We start from the raw sequence: 12,786 nt of genomic DNA on the forward strand, positions 1-12,786 counted from the left end.
ACGCCCGGCCGAAGCTTTTCGGCCGGGCGTTTTTCGCGTTCTCGATTGTTTCCGATCGGCAACTTTTGTGGCAATCCGCAAAGAAATTCAGACCGGTCGGCGTTTGATAGTCGGTACGCGGGGTAAAGACAACTACCGCTACCGGCGAACAGAGGACGACGACTGCATGGATGCACTGTGGGATTTCATCGTCGGGCGGCGAAGGCAGTTGGCGATCGATTCATATCTCCACGTGTCGGCCGTCATTCAATGCGTTGTCATTGCAACCGTCATCGGGGTGGCGATCGGTGTGCTCGTGTACCGAAGCCCCGCGGGCTCCGCAGTCGCCACGGCCCTGGCGAGTACGGTGCTCACCATTCCGTCGTTCGCACTGCTCGGAGTTCTCATTCCGGTGCTGGGTCTGGGCGTCAAACCCACTGTGACAGCTCTTGTTCTGTATTCGCTTCTCCCTATCATTCGAAACACCGTGGTGGGCTTGGCAGCCGTCGATCCGGCCGTTGCCGACGCGGCCCGCGGAATCGGAATGAGCCGCGCTCTGGTGTTGCGCCGCATCGAGATCCCACTCGCGTGGCCGTCGATCCTCACCGGGATGCGCGTCAGTACGCAGATGGCCATGGGCATTCTCGCCATCGCCGCGTACGCCAAGGGTCCCGGACTCGGCAACCTCCTCTTCTCGGGCCTCGCCCGCGTGGGTAGCCCCACAGCTCTACCGCAGGCTCTGACCGGCACTGTCCTGATCGTCCTGCTGGCGTTGATCCTCGATGGGATCTACGTGTTGATCGGCAAACTGACCACCTCGAGGGGTATCCGTGAGTGACTCGACCCGTACATCGAATGTCTCCGGCGCGGAAATCGTGCTCGAGAACGTGACCAAGAGCTACCCGGGGCAGAAGCTCGCTGCCGTCGACAACGTGTCGATGACCATCCCCGCGGGCGAGGTCGTCGTACTCGTCGGGCCGTCCGGTTGCGGCAAGACGACGACGATGCGCATGATCAACCGTCTGATCGAGCCGACATCGGGCCGCATCACGATCGGTGGCAAGGACGCACTGTCGATCGATCCGAACGAATTGCGCCGCACCATCGGTTATTCCATTCAGCAGGCAGGCCTGTTCCCGCACATGACGATTGCGCAGAACGTCGGGATGGTGCCGGGTCTGATCGGGTGGAACAAGAAGCGAATCGACGACCGCACGGACGAGATGCTGGACCTCGTCGGCCTCGATCCGGCGGTCTATCGCCAGCGTTATCCGCGGCAGCTCTCCGGCGGTCAGCAGCAACGCGTCGGAGTCGCACGCGCTCTTGCCGCCGATCCCCCGGTGCTGTTGATGGACGAACCGTTCGGCGCCGTCGACCCGATCACCCGCGGGTTGCTGCAGGACGAATTGATGCGTCTGCAAGCAGAATTGGGCAAGACCATCGTTTTCGTCACGCACGATTTCGACGAGGCGGTCAAGCTCGGTGACCGCATCGCCGTGCTCGGTAACCAGTCCACGATCCTCCAGTACGACACTCCCGAGGCGGTGCTCGCCAACCCGGCCGACGACACCGTGGCCGGGTTCGTCGGAGCCGGAGCCGCTTTGAAGCAGCTGACGTTGATGCGAGTACGCGACATCGAGCTGTCCGACGTGCCGGTGTTCGGCGAGGACGACTCGGTGGAGTCGATGAACTCCGCGCTGGGATCGGATCCCGAAGCCTGGGGAATCATCGTCGACTCCCGTAGACGCCCGATTCGGTGGACGGATCGACGCCACCTCGCGGGTGTGGGCAGCCTCCGTGACGTCGGGGTGCCGATGGGAGAACTGGTGTCGACCCAGTCGACCCTGCAGGATGCTCTGGAAGCTCTACTGTCCGAGGGCAATGCGACGGCGACCGTCACCGGCAATCGCGGCGAGTACGTCGGCACCGTGACCATCGACGTGCTGATCGACACCATCAAGTCGTTGCGGTCGCAACACGCGAACGATCACGACGAGCCGCGCGAAGCTGCTGGGACTCCGTCGTGACGACACTCGCCGATACCGGCGACGAGACCAAGGACGCCGCTCGTACTGCCAAGCGCGCCGAGCGAATTCGTCTTCTCATCCAGCCGGCCCTGGTGCTGGTGATCGTGGCGATTCTGTTGGTCTACGCGTTGACCAGAGACCTCACCGCGACGCAGGCCGAGACGATCAACATCAGCACGATCTCCACCCGGGTTCTCGAGCATGTGCTGATCACCTTCGTCGTCACCGCGTTGGTGCTCGTCATCGCCGTGCCTCTGGGTATTCTGTTGACTCGCAACGGGTATCGCAAGGCTGCACCACTGTTCATCGGTATCGCGAACATCGGGCAGGCCGCACCGGCCGTCGGCTTGCTGGTGTTGTTGTTCCTGTGGACGGGCGCAACGGGTTTCTGGACCGGCGTTCTCCCGATCGCGTTCTATTCGTTGCTCCCCGTTCTGCGCAACACCATGTTGGGCTTTCAGACAGTCGAGCCGAACTACATCGATGCCGCTCGCGGACAGGGCATGTCGAACATGGGCATTCTGCGCCGCATCGAATTTCCGCTCGCGGTGCCGTTCATCCTGGCGGGTCTGCGCACCTCGCTCGTGCTCGCCGTCGGCACCGCAACTCTGAGCTTTCTGGTCGGAGCAGGCGGGCTCGGTGTGCTGATCGACACCGGCTACAAGCTCAACCAACCACTCATTCTCGTCGTGGGTGCCGTTCTCGCGGTAGCACTCGCGCTGTTGGTGGATTGGCTGGGCGCACTCGCCGAGGCCTACCTCGGACCGAAAGGACTCCGCTGATGCGGCGCACCACCCGACGACTCGCAGCGCTGTCCGCCACCACCGTTCTCGCGCTGACGGGGTGCGGATTGCAGTCCGGCGGCGCGATGCCGTTGTCGGTCGAGGCCGGCAGCATCACTCCGCTCGAGGGGCTCGAAGGTGCCGAGTTCACCGTCGGATCGAAGGACTTCACCGAGCAGATCATCCTCGGCTACATCCTCGAATTCGCGCTGAGCGCAGCCGGTGCCGACGTTCGAGACCTCACCAACATCGTGGGCTCGCAGAGCGTTCGACTCGCGATGCAGAACGGCCAGGTGGACCTCGCCTACGAGTACACCGGAACCGGGTGGATCAACTACCTGGGCAACGAGAAGCCCATTCCCGATGCCACGGAACAGTTCGAGGCAGTGCGCGACGCCGACAAGGCCAACGGCATCGACTGGGTCAATCCCGCGCCGATGGACAACACTTATGCGCTGGCCATGAATCAGCAGGTCGCACAGGAAACCGGTGTGCGCACGCTGTCGGACTACGCCGCTCTGGTGAACCGAGATCCCGCCGCCGCGTCGCTGTGCGTCGAGACCGAGTTCAACAGTCGCCAGGACGGGCTCCCCGGCCTCGCCGCCACGTACGGTTTCGACGCCAACGCGATCTCGGTGCAGATTCTGCAGACCGGCGTCATCTATCAGGCAACTGCGGACGGTTCGCAGTGCCGATTCGGTGAGGTGTTCACCACCGACGGCCGAATCAAGGGCCTGAATCTGACCGTGGTCGAGGACGACAAGGCGTTCTTCCCGCGGTACAACGCGACTGTCGTCGTGCGGCAGGAGATCGCCGATCGCTATCCGGAGATAGCCGAGGTCACCGCGCCCATCTCCGCTGCGCTCACCAACGAAGCGATCTCGGAGTTGAACAAGCAGGTCGACATCGACGGCCGCGAACCCGCGGACGTCGCACGTGACTGGATGGTCGAGCAGGGCTTCGTCACCGCGGGCAGCGACTAGAGCCCGCCGAACGTCCTCTCCACGACTGCCTTGGCCCGACGCGTGACGCGCAGATAGTTGTCGAGGAATGCCCCGGCGTCGCCGTTCTCCCACCCCGCCACCTGTGCGACGGCGGACAGGACGGCACCCGGTCTCGGCAGTTGGTCGGTCGGCTTACCGCGAACCAGGACGAGCGCATTGCGCGCTTTCGTCGCCAGGATCCACGCTTCGCGCAGCAGCTCGATGTCTGTCTCACTCATCAGCTCGGCTGCGCCGATCGCGTCGAGAGTTTGCAGCGTCGAGGTGTTGTGCAGTGACTCGACCTTGTGTGCGTAGCGGAGCTGGATGAGCTGTACGGTCCACTCGATGTCCGCCAGTCCCCCGCGTCCGAGCTTGGTGTGGGTGGCCGGGTCGGCTCCCTTGGGGAGACGTTCGGAGTCGATCCGCGCCTTGATACGCCGAATCTCACGGACGGCGTCGGCGGACACTCCCCCCTCGGGGTAGCGAACCTTGTCGGCCATCAGCAGGAAGCGGATGCCCAGGTCCTGATCTCCCGCCACCTGATGCGCACGCAGCAGAGCCTGTACCTCCCAGGCCTGAGCCCACTGGGCGTAGTACGCGGCGTAGGACGACAGCGTGCGCACCACCGGGCCGTTGCGACCTTCCGGGCGCAGGCCGGTGTCGACTTCGAGAGGCGGGTCGGTGCTCGGCGCTCCGAGCAGTTTCCGGATGCGATCGGCAATGGTGTTGGCCCACTTGACCGCAACGGTCTCGTCGACGCCGTCCACCGGTTCGCAGACGAACAGCACGTCGGCGTCGCTTCCGTAGCCGAGTTCGCCGCCGCCGAGGCGTCCCATGCCGATGACGGCCAGGGTCGCCGGTGCCGGTTCGCCGCGCTCGATTTCGCTGGCTCTGATGGCAGCGGCCAGAGCGGCATTGATCACGGCGGCCCACACCGACGACAGCGCCCGACACACCTGAGGTACGTCGAGCATGCCGAGGATGTCTGCCGACGCCACCCGTGCCAGCTCGTGACGCCGCAGCGCCCTCGCCGCGTTGATCGCTCGCACCGGATCCTCGTACCGAGCCGAGGACGACAGGATGGCGCGGTAGGTCTCCTCCGGCTCGACGTCGAGCAGACGCGGGCCGGTGGGGCCGTCGGCGAACAAGCGAATGACCTCGGGGGCCTTGATCAGCAGATCCGGCACATAGGCCGAGGATCCGAGCACGATCATCAGCCGTTGCGCCACTGCGCCTTCGTCGCGAAGTACCCGCAGGAACCACGTCTGCTCCCCCGCCGACTCCGAGAGCCGGCGGTAATTGAGCAGTCCCGCATCCGGGTCGGGGGTGTCTGCGAGCCATTCGAGCAGGGTCGGCAGCAGCACGGCCTGAATCTGACCGCGGCGAGTACCGGAACCGACCAGCGCTCGCAGGTGGCCCAACGCATTCTGCGGCGTCGCATATCCCAGCGCGGCAAGCTGACGCGTCGCCGCGTCGGGGGTCAAACGCACTGTCTCCGAGTCGAACTTGACCACCGAATCGAGCAACGGCCGGTAGAAGAGCTTCGCATGCAGCCGACGGATGCGCTGGGCATTCCTCTTGATCTCGGCGTTCAGTACACCGAGCGCATCGCGATTGCCGTCGGGTCGCATGTGCGCCGAACGGGCCAGCCACCGAAGCGATTCCTCATCGTCCGGTGGAGGCAGGGTGTGTGTTCTCCGCATTCTCTGCATCTGCAGGCGATGCTCGATGAGTCGCAGGAATTCGTAGGACGCGGTCAGATTCGCGGCGTCGTCGCGGCCGACGTACCCGCCCTCGGTCAGAGCCGTCAGTGCATCGGTCGTGCCCAGTACGCGTAACGACTCATCCGTTCGGCCGTGCACCAATTGCAGGAGCTGGACGGCAAATTCGACGTCGCGCAGACTGCCGCGTCCGAGTTTGATCTCCCGCTCTCGAAGCTCGGTCGGCACCATCTCCTCGACTCGTCGCCGCATCGCACGGACCTCGGGCACGAAGTCCTCGCGCTGACTGGCCAGCCACACCATCGGGTTGACGGCATCGACGTAGTCGTTGCCGAGGGCGATATCGCCGGTCATCGGCCGAGCCTTGAGCAGGGCCTGGAACTCCCAGGTCTTGGCCCAGCGCTTGTAGTAGGCCACGTGCGAGTCGAGCGTGCGAACCAGCTCGCCGCGCTTACCTTCGGGGCGAAGCGCAGCGTCGACCTCGAAGAACGCCGAGGACCCGATGCGCATCATCTCGCCGGCGATCCGACTCGCCTGTGAGTCCGCCGGCTCGGCGACGAACACGACATCGACGTCCGAGACGTAATTGAGTTCGCGCGCACCGCATTTGCCCATGGCAATGACGGCCAGCCGCGTCGGACACGGGGCATCGGGACACACGGTCGCCACCGCCACCGCCAGAGCCGCAGTGAGCGCCGCATCCGCCATGTCGGACAGTTGGGCTCCCACCACCGTGTACGGCAGGACCGGTTCGTTCTCGACGGTCGCGGCGAGGTCGTAGGCGGCCAACACCATGATCTGGTCGCGGTACTTCTTGCGCAGGGCGATCACGGCGGGCGGGCCGGTGACGGACGCCCGGTACAGATCGGGTGCGGCATTGGGCCCGGTCTCCGGCTCGGCCCCGACGGCCTCGAGCAGTTCCGCGACCAGCGTTGCCTTGCTGGGCAACTGGATCTTCGCCGAGACACCGCTGCTCTGACCTTCCGCGGTCAGTAACAACCGCCAGGTGGTGTCGTCGGCAACGAGGTGGTCGGCGAGCGCACTGGACGCGCCGACGAGTCCCAGGAGGCGGCCGCGGAATCCCTTGTCGTTACGCAGTGCGGTGTCGAATTCGGCCCAGCCACTGCCGAGCATCTCGTACATGCGCACCAGCGTGCGCAGTGCGAGATCGGCGTTGGGGGCACGCGAGAGCGACCACAGCAGCTCCAGACTCTCTTCGCCCGTCCAGCCCAGGGTGCGCAGATCGGACGGCGCAGTCTCCTCGACGAGACCGAGGCGGCCAGGTCCGGGTACGACCGACCTGGAAGTGGGAGGACGCACCATCAGAATCCACCTCGGGGTGCCACAGATATACCTCGTCGTCAGTAATGCGACGCGAGGGTGCCCACGCCGGCATCGAACCTACATTCGGGATCGACTAGAACGTAGCCCATGGCAGCGGTGGGTTGTTACAGACCCCGCTACTCTACAAACCGAGGTACGCCCTCAGCTCGTACGGCGTGACGTGGCTGCGGTATTCCTCCCACTCGCGACGCTTGTTGCGCAAGAAGAAGTCGAACACGTGCTCGCCCAGTGCTTCTGCGACCAGCTCGGAACCCTCCATCGCGTTGAGCGCTTGGTCGAGGTTGCCCGGCAGTTCCTTGTAGCCCATGGCGCGACGCTCCGCGGAGGTCAATGCCCACACGTCTTCCTCGGCCTCGGGAGGAAGGGTGTACCCCTTCTCGATTCCGCGCAGGCCTGCCGCGAGCAGCACCGCGAACGCGAGATACGGGTTGCAGGCCGAATCGGGGCTACGAATCTCGACGCGTCGCGACGACGTCTTGTTCGGGGTGTACATGGGCACACGAATCAATGCCGACCGGTTGGCCGGTCCCCAGGATGCAGCGGTCGGGGCTTCGCCACCACGCACGAGACGCTTGTACGAGTTGACCCACTGGTTGGTCACGGCACTGATCTCGTTGGCGTGCTCGAGGATGCCGGCGATGAAGGACTTGCCGGTTTCGGACAGCTGCATCGGATCGTCCGGGTTGTGGAAGGCGTTGGCGTCGCCCTCGAACAAACTCATGTGCGTGTGCATCGCCGAGCCGGCCTGGTCGCTGAACGGTTTGGGCATGAACGTCGCGCGCACGCCCTCTTCGATGGCGACTTCCTTGACCACGTAGCGGAAGGTCATGATGTTGTCGGCCATGGACAGTGCGTCCGCGTACCGCAGATCGATCTCCTGCTGGCCCGGCGCTGCCTCGTGGTGGCTGAACTCGACCGAGATGCCCATCGACTCGAGCGCGTCGATGGCATGCCTGCGGAAGTTCGGAGCCGAGTCGTGCACGGCCTGGTCGAAGTAGCCGCCGTTGTCTGCCGGGGTCGGCGGTGAGCCGTCCTGGGGAGCGTCTTTGAGCAAGAAGAATTCGATCTCGGGGTGCACGTAGCAGCTGAATCCGAGGTCGGCAGCCTTGCTCAGCTGGCGACGCAGCACGTGGCGCGAATCGGCCCAGGACGGCGAGCCGTCGGGCATGGCGATGTCGCAGAACATGCGGGCAGAGTGCTGGTGACCCTTGCTGGTCGACCACGGCAGAATCTGGAACGTCGACGGATCCGGCTTGGCGACGGTGTCGGCCTCGGAGACGCGGGCGAATCCTTCGATGGCGCTGCCGTCGAAGCCGATTCCCTCGTCGAATGCACCTTCGAGTTCAGCGGGCGCGATGGCCACCGATTTGAGGTACCCGAGGACGTCGGTGAACCAGAGGCGGACGAAACGAATGTCGCGCTCTTCGAGAGTCCGGAGCACGAATTCCTTTTGACGATCCATGAACGCGAGAGTAAGCAAACGGAGTTAAATCTGTGTTACATCGTGAATTCAGTCTCACTTCGTGGAACTCTCCGCTCACCGCGCGCCCGGTGAGGTACGTGTCAGCAGACCAGCCCTTCGCCTGGTGGGACGAGGTCCACGAGGTAGTTCGTCAGCGGATCGTCGATGCACTCGACTCCCGAGAACGCCACCGTGTGTTGGGTGCCGTTGTAGGTGACCAGGTCGCCGCGCAGCTGGTCGGCCAGTTCCACGCCCGCTTGGTAGGGCGTCGCCGGATCGTTCGTCGTCGAGACCACCACCAGCGTGGGCAGCCCCTCCACCTCCACGATGTGGGGCTCACTGGTGTTCGGCACCGGCCAGAAGGCACACAGATCCAGCGGCGCGTTCCCGGCGGAGCGGCCGTCGTCGAGGTACGGCGCTGCCGCGCGGAACCTGGCGTCGGCCTCGTCGGCCTCCCCCCGGTCGGTGGTCGGCGGGCCGTCGACGCATCGGACGGCGTTGAACGCGTCGTCGATGTTGGTGTAGCTACCGTCCTCGAGCCGTCCGGAGTAGGTGTCGGCGAGGCGCAGCAGTGTGTCTCCCCTTCCCTCTCGCAGTTCGCTCAGTCCGGCTCGCAGCAAGCGCCAGAGCTGCGGTGAGTACAGCGCCTGTTGCGCTCCGGTGATCGCGTCGTCGTAGCTCAGTCCGCGCGGGTCGGTGGTGTCGGCGGGCTTGTCGACCAGCGGATCGACCAAGGTCCGGAACTGCGCCACGGCCTGGGACGGATCGGTGCCGAGCGGACAGGTATCCGTCTGCGTGCAGTCCGCAGCGAACTGGTCGAACGCGGTCTGGAACGCCGCACCCTGGGCGACGGCCTCGTCGACGGGCGACTGGTCGGGATCGAGTGCTCCGTCGAGCACCATGGCCCGGACGTTCGACGGGAACGCCTCGGCGTAGGCGGTACCGATGCGTGTCCCGTACGAGTACCCGACGTACGTGAGCTTCTCGTCGCCGAGCACTGCGCGGATGACATCCATGTCGCGGACGACTTCACGGGTGCCGACGTGTTCGAGCACGTCGGCCCCGGTGCGTTCGACACATTGCGCCGCGTAGTCGCGATGATCGGCTTCGGTGGCGGCGATCCCTTCCGGGCTGACGTCGACGTCCGGTTCCCGACGCTCTTCGTCGACTCCCTCGGACGTCAGGCAGCGCACTTCGGGTTCGGAGGCCCCGATTCCACGTGGATCGAATCCGATGCGGTCGAACCGGTCGGCGATCGGGGTGCCGTCGGCTTGCTCGGCGAGGTAGAGCCCCGACGATCCCGGACCGCCCGGGTTCATCAGGATCGACCCGATCTTCTCCCCCGTCGCCTGTGTGCGTGAGATCGCGATGTCGATGGTCTTGCCGCCCGGATCGGCGTAGTCGAGTGGCACGGTCACTCGGTCGCACTGGACTGCGTCGCCGAGTTCGGACCCATCCGTGTTGTAGGACTCGCACGATTCCCACTGCAGATTCTGGGTGTAGAACGCCTCGAGCCCGGCAGGAACAGGACCGGCCGGAGCCGAGAACGTGGAGTCGGACGCGGTGGACGGATCGGGGTCGGCACCGGGCCCGGGCGCGGAGCAGCCGGCGAGGACGAGGGCGACTGCGGACAGTGCCACGACCGACGTCGTGGTGCGCGTTCTCATGAGTCGATCGTGCCAGGTCTTTCCGGCCACACTCCATTCTCGCTGCCCGGCAGGGACGGCCGTCGAGCACTAGCGTCTACACGGTGCAGGCCCTCAGACTCGCCCTCGCCCAGATCAATCCCGTCGTCGGCGATCTCGAAGCGAATGCGGCGGCAATCGTCGATTGGACCGTCCGTGCCGCCCATGACGGTGCCAACGTGGTCGTGTTTCCGGAGATGGCCCTGACCGGGTATCCGGTCGAGGATCTGGCGTTGAATCCGTCGTTCGCCGCGGCATCGGCGCGGGCACTGACGGGGCTGGCGGAGTCCCTGGACCGAGCGGGGTGCGGCGATCGCATCGTCGTGGTCGGGTATCTCGACCGCGATGTCGAGGGCTCGAGAAACAGCGCGGCGGTGATCGTCGACGGCCGGGTCGCAGCTCGGTACGACAAGCATTCATTGCCCACCTACCGGGTGTTCGACGAGGCACGTTATTTCGCGCCCGGCTCCCGTTTGAGCATCGTGACGGTCAACGGCATGCGACTCGGACTCGTTGTGTGCGAGGATATCTGGCAACCCGGTGGATCCGTTGCCGCCTACGCCTCGGCCGGAGTCGATCTACTGCTGTGCCTCAACGCGAGCCCCTTCGAGCAGGGGAAGGACACGATTCGTCACTCTGTCGTCCAGCGCCGAGCCACCGAGATCGGGACCCCCATCGCGTACGTGAACGCGGTCGGCGGTCAGGACGAGCTGGTGTTCGACGGGGGAAGTCTCGTGCTCGGTCCCGACGGCTCGACGTGGGGCCGGGCTCCGCAATTCGTCGAGCACTTGCTGATCGTCGACGTGGATGCCCCCGCGGATCCGGTCGCGGACTCCCCCGCGGTGGCGGGCTGGACGATCGATCGCGTCGCTCTGCCCGACGTCGCGATCAGCGGCTGGCAGCGTACCGAGCCGTCCCTGGCTCAGCCCCTCGGCGCCGAGGAACAGGTGTGGGGCGCGTTGGTGACCGGGCTACGAGATTACGTGCACAAGAACGGCTTTCGTGCGGTCACCCTCGGTCTGTCCGGTGGAATCGATTCGGCGGTCGTCGCCGCCATCGCCGTCGATGCCCTCGGCGCTGACGCGGTGTACGCAGTGTCGATGCCCTCGGAGTTCTCCTCGGAGCATTCGCGCGTCGATGCCGAGGATCTCGCCGCGCGCACCGGCATTCACTTTCGAACCGAACCGATTTCCCAGATGGTCGCCGGCTTCGTCGACCAGCTGCACTTGACCGGCGTGGCCGAGGAGAACGTCCAGGCGAGATGCCGGGGAATCGTGTTGATGGCGCTGTCCAACACCTTCGGCCATCTGGTCCTTGCCACCGGGAACAAGTCCGAACTGGCGGTGGGTTATTCGACGATCTACGGCGACGCGGTCGGCGGCTTCGCACCGATCAAGGACGTGCCCAAGACGCTGGTCTGGGGATTGGCGCGCTGGCGCAACGAGTCCGCGATCGACCGCGGAGACGTCCCGCCGATCCCCGAATCGAGCATCGACAAGCCGCCCTCGGCCGAGCTTCGGCCGGGTCAGCTCGATACCGATTCACTGCCCGACTACGACACCCTCGACGCCATCCTGTTTCGGTACGTCGACCACGATCAGGGCGTCGCAGACATCGTCGCGGCGGGTTTCGACGCGTCCGTCGTGGCGGACATCGTGCGCAAGGTGGACACAGCGGAATACAAGCGGCGGCAGTATCCGATCGGCACCAAGGTCACCTCGCGGGCGTTCGGGCGCGATCGCCGGATGCCGATCACGGTCGGGAGGGGCGCGTACGAGCCCCCGATGTGACGATCAGCTGTTGGCGCGACTGTGACAAATTGCACTCCCTACCAGCATTCCTGCGACGGAAGGGCGGTGGCAGACTGAGCACGTCATCACACCCCATCCCGGGGACCCGCCAGGCGGGCCTCGAGGACCAGAAAGGGACAAAGATGTCCGAAAATGCTGTGTACGGCGGTTCGTCCACCGAATCTCCGGCGACCGCGCTGACCCGCAAGACCCGTACCCACCATCTGCTGCAGATGAAGGCAGAGGGTGAGCGCTGGGGAATGCTGACGGCGTACGACTACTCCAGTGCCCGCATCTTCGAGGAAGCCGGCGTGCCTGTGCTTCTCGTCGGTGACTCCGCGGCCAACGTCGTGTACGGCTACGACACCACCGTGCCGATCACCGTGGACGAGTTGCTTCCTCTCGTACGTGGAGTGGTACGCGGCGCACCGCACGCGCTCGTCGTCGCAGATCTGCCCTTCGGTACCTACGAAGCCTCACCGCAGCAGGCCCTCGAAACCGCTGTTCGTTTCATGAAGGAAGGCCTCGCGGGCGCGGTGAAGCTCGAGGGCGGCGAGCGGGTCGCACCGCAGATCGCCGCCATCACCGCTGCCGGCATCCCCGTCATGGCCCATGTGGGATTCACCCCGCAGAGCGTCAACACCCTCGGCGGATTCCGCGTTCAGGGTCGCGGTGACGCGTCCGAACAACTCGTCGCCGACGCCATCGCCGTACAGGAGGCAGGTGCCTTCGCCGTCGTCATGGAGATGGTCCCCGCCGACATCGCCGGCCAGGTCACCCGCAAGCTCACGATCCCGACGGTCGGCATCGGAGCGGGCAACGAATGCGACGCTCAGGTTCTCGTGTGGCAGGACATGGCCGGATACACCAACGGCAAGACCGCCAAGTTCGTCAAGAAGTTCGCCGACGTGGGCGATTCGCTGCGCACCGCAGCCACCACGTACATGTCCGAGGTGCGCTCGGGAGTCTTCCCCGGACCCGAACACAGCTACTGACCGTCGTCGTCTGATCCC

Annotated in this window: 9 protein-coding genes; 6 read left to right on the forward strand and 3 right to left on the reverse strand. The window is 65.3% G+C overall.

The genetic code is table 11. The features are described from left to right. The first annotated feature begins 166 nt into the window (after positions 1-166). Genes AB0P23_RS01030 through AB0P23_RS01045 form a run of 4 tightly spaced genes read left to right on the forward strand, consistent with a single transcriptional unit; the run spans position 167 to position 3,771 of the window. Positions 167-817, forward strand: coding sequence for an ABC transporter permease (locus AB0P23_RS01030; protein ID WP_027497407.1), 651 nt, complete (start codon positions 167-169; stop codon positions 815-817). Continuing rightward, on the forward strand, positions 810-2,006 hold the full coding sequence (locus tag AB0P23_RS01035; protein ID WP_027497408.1) for an ATP-binding cassette domain-containing protein: 1,197 nt from the start codon (positions 810-812) through the stop codon (positions 2,004-2,006). The genes AB0P23_RS01030 and AB0P23_RS01035 overlap by 8 nt, the downstream gene beginning before the upstream one ends. Continuing rightward, positions 2,003-2,788, forward strand: coding sequence for an ABC transporter permease (locus AB0P23_RS01040; protein ID WP_027497409.1), 786 nt, complete (start codon positions 2,003-2,005; stop codon positions 2,786-2,788). Before AB0P23_RS01035 ends, AB0P23_RS01040 begins: the two co-directional genes overlap by 4 nt. Next, entirely contained in the window at positions 2,788-3,771 is a 984-nt protein-coding gene (locus tag AB0P23_RS01045) for a glycine betaine ABC transporter substrate-binding protein (protein ID WP_032382798.1), read from the forward strand. Before AB0P23_RS01040 ends, AB0P23_RS01045 begins: the two co-directional genes overlap by 1 nt. Here the strand turns inward: AB0P23_RS01045 and AB0P23_RS01050 are convergent. The 3 genes from AB0P23_RS01050 to AB0P23_RS01060 form a co-directional block, all read right to left on the reverse strand. Continuing rightward, positions 3,768-6,815: a bifunctional [glutamine synthetase] adenylyltransferase/[glutamine synthetase]-adenylyl-L-tyrosine phosphorylase gene (locus AB0P23_RS01050; RefSeq protein ID WP_363796604.1), complete on the reverse strand. Its 3,048-nt coding sequence runs from the start codon at positions 6,813-6,815 to the stop codon at positions 3,768-3,770. The two genes, AB0P23_RS01045 and AB0P23_RS01050, sit on opposite strands and share 4 nt — an antisense overlap. 142 nt (positions 6,816-6,957) lie before the next feature. Then, positions 6,958-8,298: a type I glutamate--ammonia ligase gene (glnA, locus tag AB0P23_RS01055; RefSeq protein ID WP_363796605.1), complete on the reverse strand. Its 1,341-nt coding sequence runs from the start codon at positions 8,296-8,298 to the stop codon at positions 6,958-6,960. A 101-nt stretch (positions 8,299-8,399) separates the two neighbouring features. Further along, positions 8,400-9,965 carry an alpha/beta hydrolase gene (locus AB0P23_RS01060; RefSeq protein ID WP_206498163.1) on the reverse strand — a complete coding sequence of 522 codons (1,566 nt, stop codon included), beginning with the start codon at positions 9,963-9,965 and terminating at the stop codon, positions 8,400-8,402. Between the two features lie 83 nt (positions 9,966-10,048). Here AB0P23_RS01060 and AB0P23_RS01065 point away from each other — a divergent pair, with 83 nt between their 5' ends. Both AB0P23_RS01065 and panB read left to right on the forward strand, forming a co-directional pair. After that, positions 10,049-11,773 carry an NAD+ synthase gene (locus tag AB0P23_RS01065; RefSeq protein ID WP_032374377.1) on the forward strand — a complete coding sequence of 575 codons (1,725 nt, stop codon included), beginning with the start codon at positions 10,049-10,051 and terminating at the stop codon, positions 11,771-11,773. A 143-nt stretch (positions 11,774-11,916) separates the two neighbouring features. Beyond that, the gene (gene panB / locus AB0P23_RS01070; protein ID WP_032368131.1) at positions 11,917-12,768 is read left to right on the forward strand and encodes a 3-methyl-2-oxobutanoate hydroxymethyltransferase; all 852 of its coding nucleotides are present in this window, start codon (positions 11,917-11,919) and stop codon (positions 12,766-12,768) included. The last annotated feature ends 18 nt before the right edge of the window (positions 12,769-12,786 follow it).

This window comes from Rhodococcus sp. NPDC077669, from assembly GCF_040686915.1.
Classification (GTDB): Bacteria; Actinomycetota; Actinomycetes; order Mycobacteriales; family Mycobacteriaceae; genus Rhodococcoides; species Rhodococcoides fascians.

Coding starts and splice junctions, on each gene's coding strand:
- AB0P23_RS01030 (WP_027497407.1), top strand. CDS start 167: ATGGATGCACTGTGGGATTTCATCGTCGGGCGGCGAAGGCAGTTGGCG.
- AB0P23_RS01045 (WP_032382798.1), top strand. CDS start 2,788: ATGCGGCGCACCACCCGACGACTCGCAGCGCTGTCCGCCACCACCGTT.
- AB0P23_RS01050 (WP_363796604.1), bottom strand. CDS start 6,815: ATGGTGCGTCCTCCCACTTCCAGGTCGGTCGTACCCGGACCTGGCCGC.
- glnA (WP_363796605.1), bottom strand. CDS start 8,298: ATGGATCGTCAAAAGGAATTCGTGCTCCGGACTCTCGAAGAGCGCGAC.
- AB0P23_RS01060 (WP_206498163.1), bottom strand. CDS start 9,965: ATGAGAACGCGCACCACGACGTCGGTCGTGGCACTGTCCGCAGTCGCC.
- panB (WP_032368131.1), top strand. CDS start 11,917: ATGTCCGAAAATGCTGTGTACGGCGGTTCGTCCACCGAATCTCCGGCG.